This is a genomic window from Mycobacterium lentiflavum, assembly GCF_022374895.2.
In the GTDB taxonomy this organism is placed as follows: Bacteria; Actinomycetota; Actinomycetes; order Mycobacteriales; family Mycobacteriaceae; genus Mycobacterium; species Mycobacterium lentiflavum.
Genome location: NZ_CP092423.2, coordinates 2,339,639 through 2,356,393, shown reverse-complemented (window position 1 = coordinate 2,356,393; position 16,755 = coordinate 2,339,639). Strand labels below are relative to the sequence as shown.

The 16,755-nt window shown below is 66.9% G+C and carries 15 protein-coding genes; 9 read left to right on the top strand and 6 right to left on the bottom strand.

All coding sequences use genetic code 11. The annotated features are described in order from the left end of the window. Positions 1-55: 55 nt before the first annotated feature. A complete protein-coding gene (locus MJO58_RS11330) occupies positions 56-1,039 on the top strand; it encodes a COX15/CtaA family protein (protein ID WP_420845338.1) in 984 nt (327 codons plus the stop codon). Here MJO58_RS11330 and MJO58_RS11325 read toward each other — a convergent pair. Further along, the gene (locus tag MJO58_RS11325) at positions 986-1,636 is read right to left on the bottom strand and encodes a DcsG N-terminal domain-containing protein (RefSeq protein ID WP_239722880.1); all 651 of its coding nucleotides are present in this window, start codon (positions 1,634-1,636) and stop codon (positions 986-988) included. The genes MJO58_RS11330 and MJO58_RS11325 overlap by 54 nt on opposite strands. 19 nt (positions 1,637-1,655) lie before the next feature. Here MJO58_RS11325 and MJO58_RS11320 point away from each other — a divergent pair, with 19 nt between their 5' ends. Further along, positions 1,656-2,630 carry a quinone oxidoreductase family protein gene (locus MJO58_RS11320; RefSeq protein WP_239722878.1) on the top strand — a complete coding sequence of 325 codons (975 nt, stop codon included), beginning with the start codon at positions 1,656-1,658 and terminating at the stop codon, positions 2,628-2,630. 5 nt (positions 2,631-2,635) lie between these two features. Here MJO58_RS11320 and MJO58_RS11315 read toward each other — a convergent pair whose 3' ends face one another. Then, entirely contained in the window at positions 2,636-3,037 is a 402-nt protein-coding gene (locus MJO58_RS11315; RefSeq protein ID WP_239722877.1) for a hypothetical protein, read from the bottom strand. Positions 3,038-3,304: 267 nt separating this feature from the next. Then, a complete protein-coding gene (locus MJO58_RS11310) occupies positions 3,305-4,231 on the bottom strand; it encodes a heme o synthase (protein ID WP_090601578.1) in 927 nt (308 codons plus the stop codon). A 254-nt stretch (positions 4,232-4,485) separates the two neighbouring features. Here MJO58_RS11310 and tkt point away from each other — a divergent pair, with 254 nt between their 5' ends. The 7 genes from tkt (at position 4,486) to MJO58_RS11275 (ending at position 12,769) form a co-directional block, all read left to right on the top strand. Continuing rightward, on the top strand, positions 4,486-6,576 hold the full coding sequence (gene tkt, locus MJO58_RS11305; RefSeq protein WP_090601577.1) for a transketolase: 2,091 nt from the start codon (positions 4,486-4,488) through the stop codon (positions 6,574-6,576). A gap of 15 nt (positions 6,577-6,591) precedes the next feature. Further along, positions 6,592-7,710, top strand: a complete 1,119-nt coding sequence (tal, locus tag MJO58_RS11300; RefSeq protein WP_090601576.1) for a transaldolase — start codon at positions 6,592-6,594, stop codon at positions 7,708-7,710. Beyond that, on the top strand, positions 7,707-9,248 hold the full coding sequence (gene zwf, locus MJO58_RS11295) for a glucose-6-phosphate dehydrogenase (RefSeq protein WP_090601575.1): 1,542 nt from the start codon (positions 7,707-7,709) through the stop codon (positions 9,246-9,248). Before tal ends, zwf begins: the two co-directional genes overlap by 4 nt. Beyond that, positions 9,245-10,156, top strand: coding sequence for a glucose-6-phosphate dehydrogenase assembly protein OpcA (gene opcA, locus MJO58_RS11290; protein WP_239723231.1), 912 nt, complete (start codon positions 9,245-9,247; stop codon positions 10,154-10,156). Before zwf ends, opcA begins: the two co-directional genes overlap by 4 nt. After that, on the top strand, positions 10,153-10,902 hold the full coding sequence (gene pgl, locus MJO58_RS11285; protein ID WP_239722876.1) for a 6-phosphogluconolactonase: 750 nt from the start codon (positions 10,153-10,155) through the stop codon (positions 10,900-10,902). Before opcA ends, pgl begins: the two co-directional genes overlap by 4 nt. A gap of 175 nt (positions 10,903-11,077) precedes the next feature. Beyond that, a complete protein-coding gene (locus MJO58_RS11280; RefSeq protein ID WP_090608817.1) occupies positions 11,078-11,476 on the top strand; it encodes an ATPase in 399 nt (132 codons plus the stop codon). A gap of 3 nt (positions 11,477-11,479) precedes the next feature. Further along, complete coding sequence (locus MJO58_RS11275; RefSeq protein ID WP_239722875.1) at positions 11,480-12,769, top strand: cytochrome P450; 1,290 nt, start codon at positions 11,480-11,482, stop codon at positions 12,767-12,769. Between the two features lie 4 nt (positions 12,770-12,773). On the opposite strand, the gene MJO58_RS11270 is transcribed toward MJO58_RS11275, so the two are convergent. Genes MJO58_RS11270 through secG form a run of 3 tightly spaced genes read right to left on the bottom strand, consistent with a single transcriptional unit; the run spans position 12,774 to position 16,729 of the window. Continuing rightward, positions 12,774-13,586, bottom strand: coding sequence for a DUF1206 domain-containing protein (locus MJO58_RS11270; protein ID WP_090601572.1), 813 nt, complete (start codon positions 13,584-13,586; stop codon positions 12,774-12,776). A 37-nt stretch (positions 13,587-13,623) separates the two neighbouring features. Further along, positions 13,624-16,443, bottom strand: a complete 2,820-nt coding sequence (ppc, locus tag MJO58_RS11265; protein ID WP_239722874.1) for a phosphoenolpyruvate carboxylase — start codon at positions 16,441-16,443, stop codon at positions 13,624-13,626. A 52-nt stretch (positions 16,444-16,495) separates the two neighbouring features. Next, entirely contained in the window at positions 16,496-16,729 is a 234-nt protein-coding gene (gene secG / locus MJO58_RS11260; protein ID WP_036468630.1) for a preprotein translocase subunit SecG, read from the bottom strand. Between the last annotated feature and the right edge of the window lie 26 nt (positions 16,730-16,755).

The following is a 16,755-nucleotide window of genomic DNA, read 5'->3' as shown; positions in this document are numbered from 1 at the left end:
ACCTGCGAAATCACCGCCTCGGCGCTGGTGGCCCTACTACATCTCGTAGTTTTCATTGGCTTACGATCGGGCGGTGGCAAGACGAGTGCTGATGCGGTTGGTGGACCTGCTCCCCGACCCCAGCCTGCGCGTCCAGCGGATCATTGCCGCCGCCGTGATCGTTTCTCAGGGCGGCATCGCGGTCACCGGTTCGATCGTGCGGGTCACCGCGTCGGGGCTGGGTTGCCCGACCTGGCCGCAGTGTTTCCCGGGCAGTTTCGTCCCGGTCGCGGTCGCCGAGGTGCCGTTAGTGCATCAGGCCGTCGAGTTCGGCAATCGGCTGTTCAGCCTCGCGGTGGTGGTCACCGCGGCGCTGGCGGTACTGGCCGTACACCGGGCCCGCCGGCGGCCCGAGGTGCTGGCCTACGCGTGGCTGATGCCGGTGTCGACGGTGGTCCAGGCCGTGATCGGCGGCATCACCGTGCGCACCGGACTGCTGTGGTGGACGGTGGCCATCCATCTGCTGGTGTCGATGACGATGGTGTGGCTGTCCGTGCTGCTCTACGTCAAGATCGGCGAGCCGGACGACGGCGTCGTGCGCGAGCGGGTGGCCAGGCCGCTGCGCCTACTCACGGCGCTGACCGGGGTGAACCTGGCGGCGGTGCTGGTCGCCGGCACGCTGGTGACCGCCGCCGGACCGCACGCGGGAGACCGCAGTCCCAGCCGGACCGTGCCACGGCTGAAAGTCGAGGTCACCACGCTGGTGCACCTGCATTCGTCGCTGCTGGTCGCCTATCTCGCGCTGTTGGTCGGGCTGGGCTTCGGGCTGCTGGCGATCGGCGCGGCGCGGCCGATCCTGGTGCGGCTGGGGGTGCTGCTCGGGCTGGTGTGCTTACAGGCGGCGGTCGGTACCGCGCAGTACTTCACCGGTGTTCCCGCCGCCCTGGTCGCCATCCACGTGGCAGGCGCTGCGGCGTGTACCGCCGCCACCGCGGCGCTGTGGGCCTCAATGCGAGAACGGTTGCGAGAACGGGCCGAGGCCGAGCCGCTCGCACGCTGATTCCACGGCCAGGGCGAATGCGCGCTGGGCCAGCTCGCGAGCCCCGGCATCCAGCTGTCCCCAGCCCAGCGACGGCGCCACCACATCGAGTGCGGTCACCCGTGCGTCGCTGACGTCCACGCGCGCATAGAGCAGCTCGCTGGTGCGGATATCGGCGCGTCCGGCCGCCGCCGCCATCGCCGCATGACCGAGCTCCCATGTCTCGAACTCCGGCTCGACCGGCCAAGCGTGGGACGGTTGCCCACCGAAGAAGATCAAGACCGACTGTGCCGGCGCGCCCGGCAGCGTTGGCACACCCGCTTTCTCGATGTCGTCCAGGTACCGCGCATCCAGATTCCAGGCGACCATCGCCGGCGGATTCAGCAGGTTCTTCACGCGGCGAGTCCAGGCGAGGAACTCGTCGCGCCGGTCGGCGTCCGCGGTTTGGCGCAGGATCACGAGGTCGGCGCCGACGGTCTCCGGGTCGTCCCACTCCAGCCGGCGAGCGTGCAGGCCCCGCGTTCGTAGCGCGGATACCAGGCCGGCGTCGTCAGGGTGCTGCCGACATCCGGCCAGCACAATGCGGGGGTGAAAGACGTCCGGGCGGGCAAGCTTCATGCCCGGGCATGATATCCACATGCACGCAATCGAAGTCAGTGAAACTGGCGGCCCCGAGGTCCTTCGTTACGTCGACACATCACAACCCTCGCCGGGGCCCGGCGAGCTGCTGATCCAGGCCGAGGCCATCGGCGTCAACTTCATTGACACGTATTTCCGATCCGGGCAGTACCCGCGCGAGCTGCCGTTCGTCCTGGGCTCCGAGGTGTGCGGCACCGTCGCGGCCGTCGGCGATGCAACCGACGACTTCCGCGTCGGCGACCGGGTGGTGTCCGCGGCCGCGTCCGGAGCATACGCTGAATTCTCTGCTGCACCAGCACATTTGACTGCTAAGGTGCCGGACGGTGTCAGCTCCGAGATCGCGGCCTCGGTGCTGTTGAAGGGTCTGACGGCGCACTACCTGCTGAAGTCGGTGTATCCGGTGCAGGCCGGTGACGCGGTGCTGGTGCACGCCGGGGCCGGCGGCGTCGGGCTGATCCTCACCCAATGGGCACGCCTACTCGGCGCCCGGGTCATCACCACCGTCTCCACGCCTGAAAAGGCCGAGATGTCCAAGAAGGCCGGCGCGGACGAGGTGCTGTCCTACCCCGACGACGCCGCGCAGTTCGGCCAGCGGATTCGTGAACTCACCGGAGGTCTCGGTGCGGCCGCGGTGTACGACGGCGTCGGAGCCACCACGTTCGACGCCAGCCTGGCCAGCCTGGCCGTGCGCGGGACCCTGGCGTTGTTCGGCGCTTCCAGCGGGCCGGTACCGCCGGTGGATCCGCAGCGGCTCAACGCCGCGGGCTCGGTATTCCTGACCCGCCCGGCGCTGGTGCACTTCATGCGCACCGGCCAGGAGTTCACCTGGCGCGCCGACGAATTGTTTGAGGCGGTGGCCGGCGGATCCATCAAGATCGAAGTCGGGGGCCGCTATCCGCTGGCCGAAGCGACCCGCGCCCATCAGGACCTGCAGGGCCGCAAGACCGCCGGATCGATTGTGCTGCTGCCGTAAGCGATTCACGCCTTAGGGCAAAAAATTCCGAGAATCTGCTGGCAGTTGTCTTTGTTGATCAGGCCTGGCGGCGGTGGTGGAGGTGGCGGCGGCGGATTCTCGCCGTCCCAAATGTTCTGGGCCACATTGCCTTGCCCGAAATACACGTAATAGTAGGTGTGGCAAATGTTGTTGTCCCACACAACCGGGTTGGTGACGTGATTGCCGGTCGGCGGCAAGGGTTGCCCCGGGCACCAATGGCACGGCCCGGACGGGTGGTCGTTCGGACAGCCGGGCCAGGCATCCAACGGCACCGGCCCCGGTTGAGCCCCGGCGATGGCCGCGGTAAGGCCGAAATCGGATAGCGCTAGACCGCCCGACAACAGCGCCGCGGCGATCACCTTCTTGACGATGCGCATGCGTGCCATGGCCCACGTCCTTTTCTGCAGGCTTTGCTGCTGAGAGTCAGTATCGAACTGCGCCCGTTGTGCTGCATAGGTTTTGGCTATGCAAATCGGTCGGCCTATTACATGCGCGACGATCGGCTACCGATCCCAAGAATCACGCCACAGCTGCCTCAGTGGCCTCAGTGGGAGCAGGACACGCCTGTTTTCAAATGCGATATCGGATGTGCTATCGGATTTCGAAACAGGGTGTCGTCACTTCGGCGGTACCGAAGTGGGGTTCCCGTCGGCTCAGAGCGGCGTCGGCAAGGCGATCACCGAGTCGACCGCCAGCGCGCAGAAGACCACCGCGAGGTAGTTGTTCGATTGCAAGAACAGCCGCAGCGGCTTGACCGGCTCGCCGGCGCGGACCCCGGCGTAGAGCTGGTGGGCCATCGCCAGGAACCACACCCCGGCCACCACGGCGACCGCCGTGTACAGCCAGCCGGTGGCCAGCGCCAGCACCATCGTCGCCAGCACGGTCAGCCAGGTGTAGATCAGGATCTGCTTGGTGACCTGACGCTCGGTGGCCACGGCGGGCAGCATCGGAACACCGGCCGCTTTGTAGTCGTCCTTGTACCGCATCGCCAGCGCCCAGGTGTGCGGGGGCGTCCAGAAGAAGATGATCGCGAACATCGCCAGCGCCGGCCAGCCAATGGTGCCGGTGACGGCCGACCAGCCGATCATCACCGGCATGCACCCCGCCGCACCGCCCCACACGACGTTTTGCGACGTGCGGCGCTTGAGCAGCAACGTGTAGACGAACACGTAGAACGCGATGGTGGCGACCGCCAGCAGCCCCGAGAGCAGGTTCGTCGTCCACCAGAGCCAGAAGAACGAGCCCACGGTCAGCACCAGCCCTAGGACCAGGGCGTTTCGCGTCGGAACCGCGGCCCGGGCCAGCGGCCGGCGCGCGGTCCGCTTCATCAACTTGTCGATGTCGGCGTCGGCCACGCAGTTGAGCGTGTTGGCGCCGCCGGCCGCCAGCATCCCGCCGATCAACGTGTTGAGGATCAGCAGCGGGTCGACGTGGCCGCGGTGAGCCAGCAGCATCGCGGGTATCGCGGTGACCAGTAGCAGCTCGATGACGCGCGGCTTCGTCAGCGCCACGTAAGCAAGCACCGTGCCGCGTACTCGGCTCGACGCTCGGGTTGGCCCTAGGCGCCCGCGAACGCTCACGCAATAACTCCTTGGGGTCGCAGCGGGGCGCAGGATCTACTACGCACGATGGTAGACCGCGTTGTCACCGCGGCCAGCCTCGAGGGTCTATTCACACAGAATTTCCCGAAGGCGGCACTGGCCGCAAGCTCTGAGACGTCCGCACGTCATATCCAGGCGGGCGGCCTGGAATACCCGCAATCCCGCACTGCAAACGCCGCCACTCGCGCACTAGGGTGGGCATTGATCAGCTTCGTCAGCCAAGGAATGAGTCTGTGACCACAATCGAAGAGATCTCCACGCTTACCGATCCCCACCACCCCGACGACTGGACCGAAATCGATTCGGCCGCCGTGGACACGGTGCGAATACTCGCCGCCGATGCCGTTCAGAAGGTCGGTAATGGCCATCCCGGGACCGCAATGAGTCTGGCGCCGTTGGCCTACACCCTCTTCCAGCGCGCCATGGTCCACGATCCGAGCGATGAGCACTGGCTGGGCCGCGACCGGTTCGTGCTGTCGGCCGGCCACAGCAGCCTCACTCTGTACCTGCAGCTGTACCTGGGCGGATTCGGTCTGGAGCTCGCCGACATCGAGGCGCTGCGGACCTGGGGATCTAAGACCCCCGGGCATCCAGAGTTTCGGCACACCAAGGGTGTGGAGATCACCACGGGCCCGCTCGGCCAGGGACTGGCGTCGTCCGTCGGCTTCGCGATGGCAGCGCGTTACGAGCGCGGTCTGTTCGACCCGGACGCGGCGCCGGGAGAAAGCCCGTTCGACCACTACATCTACGTGATCGCCTCCGATGGCGACATCGAAGAAGGTGTGACCTCCGAAGCGTCTTCGCTGGCGGCCGTGCAGCAGCTGGGCAACCTGATCGTGTTCTACGACCACAACGAGATTTCGATCGAGGACGACACCAACATCGCGTTGTGTGAGGACACCGCCGCGCGCTACCGCGCCTACGGCTGGCACGTGCAAGAGGTCGAGGGCGGCGAGAACGTCGTCGGGATCGAGGAGGCCATCGCCAACGCCAAGGCCGTCATCGACAAGCCGTCGTTCATCTCGCTGCGCACCATCATCGGCTACCCGGCGCCGAAGTTGATGAACACCGGCAAAGCGCACGGCGCGGCCCTGGGCGACGAGGAGATCGCGGCCGTCAAGAAGATTCTCGGGTTCGACCCGGACAAGACCTTCGAGGTTCGCGACGAGGTCATCGCACACACCCGCAAGCTGGTGGATCGCGGCAAGGAAGCCCACCAGAAGTGGCAGTCGTCGTTCGATGCCTGGGCGCAGCGCGAACCCGAACGCAAGGCGCTGCTCGACCGGCTGCTGGCCCAGAAGCTGCCCGACGGGTGGGACGCCGACATTCCGCACTGGGAACCCGGCTCCAAGCCGTTGGCGACCCGTGCCGCGTCCGGCAAGGTGCTGTCCGCGCTGGCGTCGAAACTCCCCGAGTTGTGGGGCGGTTCGGCCGACCTGGCGGGCAGCAACAACACCACCATGGATGGCGTGAAATCCTTTGGTCCGCCGTCGATTTCGACGAAGGACTACACGGCCGACTGGTATGGGCGCACCCTGCACTTCGGGATCCGTGAGCACGCGATGGGGTCGATCCTGTCCGGCATCGTGCTGCACGGGCCGACCCGCGCCTACGGCGGCACCTTCCTGCAGTTCTCCGATTACATGCGCCCGGCCGTGCGACTCGCCGCATTGATGGACATCGACACCATCTACGTGTGGACGCACGACTCGATCGGCCTGGGCGAGGACGGCCCGACCCACCAGCCGATCGAGCACCTGGCGGCGCTGCGGGCCATTCCGCAGCTCTCGGTGGTGCGTCCGGCCGATGCCAATGAGACCGCCTACGCCTGGCGCACGGTTTTGGCGCGCGGCAACGGCAGTGGCCCGGTCGGACTGATCCTGACCCGCCAGGGCGTTCCGGTGCTTGAGGGGACCAATATCGAAGGTGTCGCCCGGGGCGGCTACGTGCTGGGTGAGGCCGGCGACGAAGAGCCCGACGTCGTGCTGATCGCTACCGGCTCTGAGGTCCAGCTGGCGGTAGAGGCCGCAAAGCTGTTGGCGGACAAGGACATTATCACGCGGGTCGTGTCGATGCCGTGCGTGGAATGGTTCGAGTCGCAACCGGCCGAGTACCGCGACAGCGTGCTGCCGCCGTCGGTCTCGGCGCGGGTGGCCGTCGAGGCGGGCATCGCGCAACCGTGGCACAAACTGGTCGGCGACACCGGAAAGATCGTGTCGATCGAGCACTACGGGGCGTCCGCCGACGCCAAGACATTGTTCCGTGAGTTCGGCTTCACCGCGGAGGCCGTCGCTGCCGCCGCGGAAGAAGTAGTCGACAACTGAGAAAGGCTGATTCAGATGACCCAGAACCCCAACCTCGCGGCGCTGGCCGCCGCAGGCGTATCCGTGTGGCTTGACGACCTGTCACGCGAGCGGCTGAAGTCCGGCAACCTACAAGAACTGATCGACACCAAGAGCGTCGTCGGGGTGACCACCAACCCGTCGATCTTCCAGAAGGCGTTCGCCGACGGCGACTCGTACGACTCCCAGATCGCCGAGCTGGCCGACCGTGGCGCCGACGTCGACGCCACCATCCGCACCATCACCACCGACGACGTGCGCACCGCGTGCGATGTGCTTGCGCCGCAATGGGAGTCCTCCGACGGGATCGACGGCCGGGTTTCCATCGAGGTCGACCCGCGGCTGGCCAACGAAACCGACAAGACCGTCGCGCAGGCCATCGAGCTGTGGAAGATCGTCGACCGGCCGAACCTGCTGATCAAGATCCCGGCCACCAAGGCCGGCCTGCCAGCCATCACCGCCGTTCTGGCGGAAGGCATTTCGGTCAACGTCACGCTGATCTTCTCCGTCGAGCGGCACCGCGAGGTGATGGACGCCTACCTGGCTGGCCTGGAGAAGGCCCGCGAGGCCGGACACGACCTGTCCAAGATCCACTCGGTCGCATCGTTCTTCGTCTCCCGGGTGGACTCCGAGATCGACAAGCGACTGGAAAAGATCGGCTCCGAAGAGGCGATTGGCCTGCGCGGCCAGGCCGGCGTCGCCAACGCCCGGCTGGCGTACGCGGCGTACCAGGAGGTCTTCGAGGGCGGGCAGCGTTTCCAGGCGCTCACGGCCAACGGAGCCCGGGTGCAGCGCCCGCTGTGGGCGTCGACCGGTGTGAAGAACCCGGACTACTCCGACACCCTCTATGTCACCGAGCTGGTCGCGCCGAACACGGTGAACACCATGCCGGAGAAGACGCTTGATGCCGTAGCCGACCACGGTGTCGTCACAGGTGACACGATCACCGGCACCGCCGACGCGGCCCAGGGCGTGTTCGACAAACTGTCGGCGGTCGGGATCGACGTGACCGACGTGTTCTTGGTCCTGGAGAACGAGGGCGTGGAGAAGTTCGTCGAATCGTGGACCGAGCTGCTGGACGAGACACAGAAACAGCTGAGCTCTCTTTCCAAATGACGGCGGGCGCTATTGGCGCGCAGTGGCGTAACCCATTGCGGGACAAGGACGATAAGCGGCTGCCCAGGATCGCCGACCCGTGCGCCATGGTGCTTTTCGGCGTCACCGGCGACCTGGCGCACAAGAAGGTGGTGCCCGCGGTCTACGACCTGGCCAACCGCGGGTTACTGCCACCGACCTTCTCGCTGGTCGGCTTCGGCCGCCGTGACTGGGATCACGACGCGTTCGCCCAGGTAATCCACGACGACGTCAAGCAGTTCTGCCGCACCCCCTTTCGGCAGGCCATCTGGGAACGGCTGGCCGAGGGGCTGCGGTTCGTGTCGGGCGCCTTCGACGACGATGCCGCGTTCGTACGGCTGGCCGAGACGCTCGACAAGCTCGACGCCGAGCGCGGCATCGGCGGCAATCACGCGTTCTACCTGGCGATTCCGCCGAAGTCCTTCCCGGTGGTATGCGAACAGCTGCACGCCTCCGGGCTGGCGCGGCCCCAAGAAGACCGATGGAGCCGGGTCGTCATCGAGAAGCCGTTCGGCCACGACCTGAAGAGCGCGTGCGACCTCAACCACGTGGTGAACTCGGTCTTCCCGGAGGAGTCGGTATTCCGCATCGACCACTATCTCGGCAAGGAGACCGTCCAGAACATCTTGGCGCTGCGCTTCGCCAATCAATTCTGGGACCCGATCTGGAACGCGCACTACGTCGACCACGTGCAGATCACGATGGCCGAGGACATCGGGCTGGGCGGACGCGCCGGTTACTACGACGGCATCGGCGCGGCCCGCGACGTCATCCAGAACCACTTGATGCAGCTGCTGGCCCTCACGGCGATGGAAGAGCCGGTCAGCTTCAACGCGAAGGCGTTGCAGGCCGAGAAGATCAAGGTGCTCTCGGCCACCCAACTCGCCCAGCCGATCGACGAGACCACCAGCCGCGGCCAATATGCGGCCGGTTGGCAGGGCGGTCAGCAGGTGGTGGGACTGCTCGACGAAGACGGCTTCTCGAAGGACTCCACCACCGAGACCTTCGCGGCCATCACGCTCGAGGTCGACACCCGCCGCTGGGCCGGGGTGCCGTTCTACCTGCGCACCGGGAAACGACTGGGCCGCAGGGTGACTGAGATCGCCCTGGTCTTCAAACGGGCCCCGCATCTGCCGTTCGACGCCACCATGACCGACGAGCTCGGCGCCAACGCGCTGGTCATCCGGGTACAGCCCGACGAGGGCATCACGCTGCGGTTCGGCTCCAAGGTCCCGGGCGCGATGGAAGTCCGCGACGTCAACATGGACTTCTCCTACGGCTCGGCATTCGCCGAAGACTCCCCCGAGGCCTATGAACGGCTGATCCTGGACGTGCTGCTCGGTGAGCCGTCGCTGTTCCCGGTGAACGAGGAGGTCGAATTGGCTTGGCAGATAATCGATCCCGTCCTCGACCATTGGGCGTCGGACGGAAAGCCCGACCCATATGAGTCGGGCACCTGGGGGCCGGCGTCGGCGGATGAGATGTTGCGTCGCACCGGCCGCGAATGGCGGCGGCCGTGATCGTCGATCTGCTGGACACCACCACCACCGCGGTCAACAAGAAGCTCGACGCGCTCCGCGAAGAGGCCGGTGTGGTCATGATGGGCCGGGTCGGGACGCTGATCATCAAGTCGGACAACGACACTCTGCTCGAAGAGGCCATCGTGGCCGCTAACGCCGCCAGCCACGAACACCCCAGCCGAGTCCTGGTCGTGGCGGCCGGTGACACCGACGCCCGCGATGCGCGCCTGGATGCTCAGGTTCGAGTCGGCGGCGACGCCGGCGCCGGCGAGGTCGTCGTGCTGCGGCTGTCCGGCCCGTTGTCCGGTCACGCGGCGAGCGTCGTGATTCCCTTCCTGCTTCCCGATATCCCGGTCGTGGTGTGGTGGCCCGATGTCGCTCCTGCGGTTCCCGCTCGGGACCCGTTGGGCAAGTTAGCGATTCGCCGCATCACCGACGCGACCAACACCGACGACCCGTTGTCGGTTATCAAGAGCAGGCTGCCCGGATACACCCCCGGGGACACCGATCTGGCCTGGGCGCGGATCACCTACTGGCGGGCGTTGCTCACCTCCGCGGTCGACCAGAAACCGCACGAGAAGATCGAATCCGCGCTGGTTTCCGGTCTGCGCACCGAACCCTCGCTCGACGTCCTGGCCGGCTGGTTGGCCAGCCGGATCGACGGACCGGTACGCCGCGAGGTCGGCGAGCTCAAGGTCGAGCTGGAGCGCAAGAGCGAAACCATCACCCTGAGCAGGCCGCAAGAGGGTACGACGGCCACCCTGAGCCGAACCGGCCGACCGGATGCTCTAGTTCCGTTGGCGCGCAGGGAAACCCGTGAATGCCTGGCCGAAGACATGCGTCGCTTGGACCCCGACGAGGTCTACTTCAGCGCGCTCGAAGGAATCGATAAGGTGCAATACGCGTGAGCACAACCGTAGAAGTTTTCCCGGACGGCGACCGCCTGGTCGAGGCGGCGGGCCGTCGGCTCGTCGAGACCATCCACGCCGCCATCGCGGCGCGCGGACGCGCCCTGATCGTGCTGACCGGCGGCGGTAACGGCATCGGGCTGCTCAAATATCTGCGCGCCCAGGCCGATCAGATCGACTGGCCGAAAGTGCACCTCTTCTGGGGCGACGAACGCTATGTCCCTTTAGCCGACAGCGAGCGCAACGAGAAGCAGGCCCGAGAGGCCCTGCTCGATCACATCGACGTCCCGTCCAGCAACGTGCACCCGATGGCCGCCAGCGACGGCGAATTCGGCAGCGATCTGGTCGCCGCGGCGCTGGCCTACGAACAACTGTTGGCCGCCAATGCCGAGGCCGGTGAGCAGGTACCGAATTTCGATGTCCATCTGCTGGGCATGGGACCTGAGGGCCACATCAACTCGCTGTTCCCCCACACCGCGGCGGTGCGTGAGAGCACCCGCATGGTGGTGGCCGTCGACGACTCCCCGAAACCGCCGCCGCAGCGAATCACCTTGACGATCCCGGCGATCCGGCATTCCCGCGAGGTGTGGCTGATGGTCTCGGGAGCCGCCAAGGGCGACGCGGCCGCCGCCGCCATCGCCGGCGCCCAGCCGGTGGATATCCCGGCCGCGGGTGCCATCGGGCTCGAGACGACGCTCTGGCTGCTCGACGAGGACGCCGCCGCCAAACTACCCGCCCGGCCCTAGGACCCAGCCCGCTGGGCCTTCCGGTCGGCATAGCCGGCCGCGTACTCCGCCAGTCGTTGCGTCACCTCGCACGCGCAGCCCCGGGTCAGGCCGCTACGCCGGCCACCGTCACAGTGTTGTCTTTGCACATCAAATTCGATGTACAAGGGTTTTCCCGGGTTCCGTCCCGGTCATAATTACGGACATGGCAGACCGAACGGTGCGCAACGGGCCTGAGCGAAACCGGATCAAGACGCTCACTCAGGCCGCTCTGAACGCCGACAAGACGGTCGAGCAGGTCGAGGACGTCCTCGACAGCCTCGGCAGGACCATGAACGAGCTGAGCAGTTCCCTGACCCGGCTGAACGGCACGGTCGAGCGCCTAGAAGGCGGCCTGGACCACCTGGAAGGGACCCTGGAAAGCCTGGACGAGCTCGCCAAACGACTCATCGCGGTGGTCGAGCCGGTGGAGTCGATCGTCAAGCGCATCGACTACATCGTGAGCGTGGGCGAGACGATCATGTCACCGGTATCGATGACCGAGCACGCGGTCCGCGGTGTGGTGGACCGGCTGCGAATCCGGACACCGCGGTAGGCCGTGACCGGCGCCGAGCCGGTGCCCGCACCGCCCTACGCCGACGGCACCGGTCTGCCGTGGGACGTCCCCGTCACCGACGCCGTCGCGGTGATCGCCGCCGCCCGGGCCCAACTCGGCGACACCTTCGCCGTGAAAAGCGGCCCCGATCGCTACCTGTTCACCTTCTCGCCTACCGGCGTCGAATCGTTCTACGCGCTGACCGAGGAGACCGCGAGCAAAGGCGTCGCCGACTACCTGATGCTGCGGCGCAAGCTGCCCGACGAGATCTTTGCCGGGCGACGCACCCTGCCGAACATGCTGTTTCGCCGCGACGACGTGGCCACCTATCTGATCAACCTGGACCGCGCGCTCGAGCAGACCGAGCTGGGATCGGCGGGATCGTTCGACGTGTTCGATCTGATGCGACGGCTCGGCCACCGGATGGGGCTGGCCTCGTGGGCCGGACCCGGGTCGGCCGACGGCGAGATCTTCGAGCGTCTGGTGCGGGCCTTCGACACCCTGGACGGCTCCGACGCATTCGTCCACCCCGATCGGATGGCGGCAGTGGCGGCGACCGACAAACGTGCCGAGCGCGCCGCCCTCGAGGAGATTGCCGATGCCATCGCCGCCGCGGTGCGCAGATTCGACGACGGGGACCTACGGGATCATGACCTCTTCGGCCGGATCGTGGACGCCTGGTCGACTGCGTCGCCGCCTTCCCGGCTGCGCGGGATCGCGTTCGACGTCGCGCTGATCCACATCGCGTCCATGTCAAACCTGGCCGCCGCGCTGGGCTGGGCATTGGTCGACCTGCTCGAGCACCCGGCCCAGCTGCGGCGAGTACGGTTGGGCGACAATGCCTTTGCCCAGAGCTGCGCGCTGGAGTCGACGCGTATCGCGCAACGCTCCATCATGTCTCGCAGCGTGCTGTCGCCGGTCTCGCTGGACACCGGGGCCATTACCTACCGGGTGCCGCCGGGCTGGACCATCGCCACCCTGCTCCCCTTGCTCAACACCTCGGCGGCGCCGGGATTACAGCACTGGGACCCCGATCGATGGACCCGCCACCATCTGACCGACAAGGACGCTCTTCCTTCGCCGATGCTCGTCACGGCCTTCGGGCACGGCAGGCACTCCTGCCCGGCCCAGCCGTTCTCGCTGTCGGCGATGACGGCCGCCATGACTCATCTGCTGGGCGCCTACCGGATGACGCCGCGATGGACGTCACATCCGCAGCCCGTCGGCGCCCAGATCGGTGGCGTAGCCAGGGCGGCCGGGCCGTGCCCGGTCGACTATGTGAAGGCCCCGTGAGCGGCTACATCTTGGTCAGTCGGGCCATCGCGAAGCTGTAGAAACCGTAGGTGATGATGCCCAGACCGGCGGCGGCCAGCAGAACCCGGCCGTACGGTTGAGCGCCCAGCGTCTTGAGGGCCGCATCCAGCCCAGTGGCCTTCTCCGGCTGCGAGAACAATGCGGCGACGACGACCAGCACGCCCGCGCCGGCGATCACCACCCCTTTGGCGATGTAGCCGACGATGCCCAGACGCCGGACCACGTTGCCGGACTTGCCTTTCAGATCATCGAGGAAGTTGCGGCTGGCACCCTTGTAGACGTGGTAGCCACCCACCGCGACGACGATCACGCCGCAGACCACCAGCGCAATCGTGCCGACCGTGCTCTGCATCAACCGAGCGCTGATCGTCGAATTCTGCTGACCGGCAGACTTGCCGGCGCCGCGCGCGAAACCGAGGGCCGAATACGCCAGCGCGACATAGACGACCGCGAGCGAGAATGCTTTGGCCCGATCCAGTGCGCTTGACGACGCGCCGTCCTGCCGGTCACTGGATCGGCCGAGCGCGGTCTCGACGAGCCGCCACAGGCCGAGCAGCAGCAGAGCGGCGGCGGCGAACCACAGTGCGACGGGGCCTCCCGGCGTGCCCGCCAGGGCCGCCAGCGCGCCGGTTTGATCGGCGGTGCCGCCCTCGCCGAAAGCGATCCGGATGGCGAGGTAGCCGACGACCAGGTGCAGCAGTCCGCTCACGACGAATCCGGCGCGGGCCAGCCGTTCGAAGATCTCGTTCTGGGCTACCCGGGCCGGGACGGCAGACGACGATTCGCGCGACGACATCGAGTCAGGCTGAGCTCCCACCCCTGCCCTATGCCCGTTATCCGCTGTTCCGTAACGCGCTTGCCAGTCCGTTCATCGTCAACAGAATTCCTCGCTGCACCAACTCGTCGTCATCGCCCGAGCGGTACCGCCGCAACAGCTCGACCTGGAGATGGTTCAGCGGCTCCAGGTAGGGGAAACGATTGAACACCGACCGCGCCAGCGCCGGGTTGTCGGCAAGCAGGTCGTCTTGACCGGTGATCAACTTGTGCATCGCGATCGTCCGCTGATGCTCGTCGGCGATCTTGTCGAACACCCTGCGCCGCAACGATTCGTCGGCGACCAGTTCTGCGTATCGCGCCGCCAGCCCGAGGTCGCTTTTGGCCAGCACCTGTGCCATGTTGGACAGCACGCTGCGGAAGAACGGCCACCGCTGGTACAGGTCGTGCAGGACTGCGACTCGCTCATCCTCGTCGCCGGCCGCGATCCACTGCTCGAATGCCGACCCGGTGCCGTACCAACCGGGCAGCATCACCCGCGACTGGCTCCATGCCAGCACCCACGGAATGGCGCGCAGATCGGCGATCGACTCGGTGGGCTTGCGCGATGTCGGACGGCTGCCGATGTTCAACGAGCCGATCTCGCTGACCGGCGTGGAGGCCTTGAAGTACTCGACGAAACCCGGTGTGTGGTGGACCAATTCGGAGTATGCCTCACGGGCCAGCCTCGCGACCTCCTCCAACACCGTGTACGCCGGCTCGGCCTCGTCGCCGAGGCCCTCCACGTCCAGTAGCGTCGACTCCAAGGTCGCCGCCACCAGACTTTCCAGATTCCGTTGCGCCAGAAGCGGTTCGGCGTACTTAGCCGCGATCACCTCACCCTGCTCGGTGAGGCGCAGCGAACCGTTCACCGCACCGGGCGGCTGCGCCAGGATGGCCTGATAGCTGGGGCCGCCGCCGCGGCCCACGGTGCCGCCTCGGCCGTGAAAGAGCCGCAACCGAATTCCGGTCTTGCGGGCCACCTCGGCCAGCGCCAGCTCGGCCCGGTACACCGCCCAGTTGGCGGTCAGATAACCGCCGTCCTTGTTCGAGTCGGAGTAGCCAAGCATCACCTCCTGGCTGTCGCCACGGGCGGCGACCATCGCTCGATAGATCGGCAGTTCCAGCATCGCGTGCAGGATCTCGGCTCCGTTGTGCAGGTCGTCGATCGTCTCGAACAGTGGGGAAATTCCCACCGGACAATAGGGTTCGGGTCCGGAGACATCCAGTAGCCCGGTCTCCTTGAGCAGCAGCGCGGCCTCCAGCACGTCCGAGACGGACTGACACATCGAGATGACATAGTTGGGCACCGCCGCCGGGCCGTACCGCTTGACGGCGAACGCGGCGGCCTCGACCACACTCAATTCCTGGTGGGCCAGCTCGGATAACTCCGCGCGGTCGCTGAGCAGCGGGCGCCTCGTGGTCAATTCGTCGGCCAGCAGCTCGACTCGCTCGTCTTCGGGCAGCGAACGGTAGTCCGGATGCACCCCGGCCCAGGCCAGCAGCTCGGCGACCACTTCCTCGTGGACGTCGGAGTTTTGCCGCATGTCCAGGCCACTGAGGTGAAACCCGAAGACGTGCACGCCTTCTCGCAGCAGGCCGAGTCGGTCCTCGGCCAGCAGCGCGCTGCCGTGCGTGCGCAGCGACGCGTCGATGGTGTCGAGTTCGGCCCGCAGCTCGCCCGGCGTGGCATACGGTTCCAAGCCGAGGTCGAGCAGGTGCTGCGGTTCGTCGTCCAAGATCTGGGCGGCGGTCGCACTGAGCCGGCCACGAATCACCCGCACGGCCCGCCGATACGGCTCGTCGGCCCTGGCCTGCTCCGGGCAGCTGCGCTCCAGCGCCGTCAATTCCGGTGTGACGCTGATCAATCGCGCCGACATCGAGAGCTCTTGCTCGAGGTCGGTGAGCTCGGCGAGGTAATGCGCCAGCGCCGTGAACGCGGCACTGGCGGTGGCCCGCCGCACGACTTCGGCGGTGACATTCGGGTTGCCGTCGCGGTCGCCGCCGATCCACGAGCCCGGCTGCAGGATGGGCGCCGAAAGCAGCTCGGTGCCGGGCCAGCGGGCGCGCAGCGCGGCGCGAACCTCCGAATTGACCTGCGGGATCACCTCGAACAGCGCGGCCTGGTAATACCGCAGGCCGACCTCGATTTCGTCGGTGATCTGCAGCCGGGACAGCCGGATCAGCGCGGTCTGCCAGAGCGTGAGCACCTGGCGGCGCAGCTCACGCTCGATGCTGCGGCCATCGCTGGTTTCCCGGTGCCCCTCGGCGTGCAGTCGCATCAGCTCGGTGATCCGGTGCTGCGCAACGAAGACGGTCCGCCGGCGAGTCTCGGTGGGGTGGGCGGTGATCACCGGCGAAACGAGCGCACCCTTGAGCGCCTCGGCCACGGTGGCCGAATCCAGTTCCGCGGAATCCAGTTTCGCGTAGGTGGCGGCCAGACTACTGTCTTGCGGCGGTTCGCCAGCGTCGACGTGGATGTGACGCCGGCGCTCGCGGTGGATGTCTTCGGCGACGTTGGCCAGCAGCGCGAAGTGGCTGAACGCCCGGATGATCGGGATCGCCAGGTGGATGTCGATGCCGTCGAACATGTGGGAGATCTCGTCGCGATCGATCTCGGAACGCCGCACCCGGAACGATTCGACGCGGGCACGTTCGACCAAGTTGAAGACCTCGTCGCCGTTCTGCTCGCGCACGGTGTCGCCGAGGATGCTGCCGAGCATCCTGATGTCCGCGCGCATCGGCTCGGTCGCCTCGCGACCGACCCGGGTCCGCTGCACAGCACCGATCGGCGCGAGCGCGGCGTCGGAAGCGGGCTCAACAGCCGGGTCGGAAACCATGCGATCCAGTATCGGTGCCGACGGCGTTACCCGCCTGCCGAGACGGGACGGGTCAGCGGTACTTGATCTGCAGTGCCATGCCGATGATGCACACCAGCCAGATGCCGACCACGAACACCGTCAGCCGGTCCAGGTTCTTCTCCACCACCGTGGAGCCGGACAGGCTGGACTGCACACCGCCACCGAACAGCGTGGACAGGCCGCCACCCTTGGCGCGGTGCAGCAGCACCAGCAGCACCACCAGGATGCTGGTGACCACCAAGGTGATCTGTAGGGCCAAAACCATGATCGACAGCTTACCGGCTACCGCCG

Bases quoted from the DNA above. Each gene is read 5' to 3' on its own strand.
- MJO58_RS11325 (WP_239722880.1), bottom strand. From the start codon at position 1,636: ATGAAGCTTGCCCGCCCGGACGTCTTTCACCCCCGCATTGTGCTGGCC.
- MJO58_RS11320 (WP_239722878.1), top strand. From the start codon at position 1,656: ATGCACGCAATCGAAGTCAGTGAAACTGGCGGCCCCGAGGTCCTTCGT.
- MJO58_RS11315 (WP_239722877.1), bottom strand. From the start codon at position 3,037: ATGGCACGCATGCGCATCGTCAAGAAGGTGATCGCCGCGGCGCTGTTG.
- tal (WP_090601576.1), top strand. From the start codon at position 6,592: ATGACCCAGAACCCCAACCTCGCGGCGCTGGCCGCCGCAGGCGTATCC.
- zwf (WP_090601575.1), top strand. From the start codon at position 7,707: ATGACGGCGGGCGCTATTGGCGCGCAGTGGCGTAACCCATTGCGGGAC.
- MJO58_RS11270 (WP_090601572.1), bottom strand. From the start codon at position 13,586: ATGTCGTCGCGCGAATCGTCGTCTGCCGTCCCGGCCCGGGTAGCCCAG.
- ppc (WP_239722874.1), bottom strand. From the start codon at position 16,443: ATGGTTTCCGACCCGGCTGTTGAGCCCGCTTCCGACGCCGCGCTCGCG.
- secG (WP_036468630.1), bottom strand. From the start codon at position 16,729: ATGGTTTTGGCCCTACAGATCACCTTGGTGGTCACCAGCATCCTGGTG.